This is a genomic window from Polynucleobacter sp. AP-RePozz3-80-G7 (genome assembly GCF_018882145.1).
In the GTDB taxonomy this organism is placed as follows: Bacteria; Pseudomonadota; Gammaproteobacteria; order Burkholderiales; family Burkholderiaceae; genus Polynucleobacter.
Genome location: NZ_JACVPC010000015.1, coordinates 1 through 588, shown reverse-complemented (window position 1 = coordinate 588; position 588 = coordinate 1). Strand labels below are relative to the sequence as shown.

The window sequence follows — 588 nt, the reverse complement described above, 5'->3', positions numbered from 1 at the left end:
ACAACCTCCAGCTCAACGGCGCTACTGGCACCATCACCAACGCGGTAACCTTCTTGAACACTGGCACCTTAACTCTTGGCGCCTCTGGTGGTACACAAACTTACACCGCTGGCTTTACAGCAACTGCGCCTAGTGCAACCACACTGAACGGCATTATCAATACTGCCGCTGGCGCCGTATCGATTGGTGGCGCTACACAAACCATAACCTTGGGTAGCGCAACGACCATCCAAACTTACTCTGGTAGCGGTAGTGGTGCCAACATCACCATCTCTGGCCCAATCCAAGGAACAGCAGCCAATACCCAGAACTTGAACCTCTATAGCAAGGCTGGGGTGATCTCCTTAACTGGCGCGATTGGCTCTACAACAGCTTTAGGTACCGTTACTTTAGGTGATACCAGCCAGACTGGTGCCATTAGCGCTTCTGGTGCGATCACTGCAACAGCAGTATCCATCCCAGCAGCGGCATACAACCTCTCATTAACGGGTAATGGCAGCACCATCACCAACGCGGTAACCTTCTTGAACACTGGCACCTTAACTCTTGGCGCCTCTGGTGGTACACAAACTTACACCGCTGGCTTTA

The 588-nt window shown here is 52.6% G+C and carries 1 pseudogene; it reads left to right on the top strand.

Annotation, left to right across the window (positions count from 1 at the left end):
• Nucleotides 1-588, top strand: a pseudogene (locus ICE90_RS10745) (hypothetical protein); the annotation flags it as partial.